Source organism: Arenimonas malthae CC-JY-1, from assembly GCF_000747075.1.
GTDB lineage: Bacteria > Pseudomonadota > Gammaproteobacteria > Xanthomonadales > Xanthomonadaceae > Arenimonas > Arenimonas malthae.
Genome location: NZ_AVCH01000065.1, coordinates 1 through 474, shown reverse-complemented (window position 1 = coordinate 474; position 474 = coordinate 1). Strand labels below are relative to the sequence as shown.

Below are 474 nucleotides of genomic sequence, written 5' to 3'. Positions count from 1 at the left end.
CCACGCCGCCGGCGACCGCCTGCTGGCCGAGATCGGCAAGCGGCTGAGCGAATCGGTGCGCCCGGGCGACGTGGTGGCGCGCATGGGCGGCGACGAATTCCTGGTCATCGTCGGCACCGACGCCAGTACCGGCGAAGACTGGCTGCGCGCGGTGGCCATGCGGGTGCAGGCGGCGATCAGCCGGCCCGTGCCGATCGAGGGCCACTGGGTGGTGGTGGGCGCGAGCATCGGCATCGCCCGCTTCCCCGAGGATGGCGATGAATCCGAAGGCCTGCTGCGCAAGGCCGACGAGGCCATGTACCGCGCCAAGAACGGCCGCGCCGAAGGCGTGGAGTTCGCGGGGCCGGTGGCCCTGGGGCGGGCGCCGGCGATCCCGGACGCCGACTAGCCGGCGTCGGGCTCCACCCGCAGCCGCAGCCGGCCGTCGGCCAGGCGGGCGGTGACGCGATCGCCCGGGGCGGCGTCGGCCGGACT

Annotated in this window: 1 protein-coding gene; it reads left to right on the top strand. The window is 75.5% G+C overall.

The window, feature by feature from the left end; translation table 11 throughout:
- Positions 1 to 388 (top strand): diguanylate cyclase domain-containing protein (locus tag N790_RS04235; RefSeq protein WP_043801167.1); only part of this gene is annotated, 388 nt, incomplete at its 5' end.
- Positions 389 to 474: the final 86 nt, after the last annotated feature.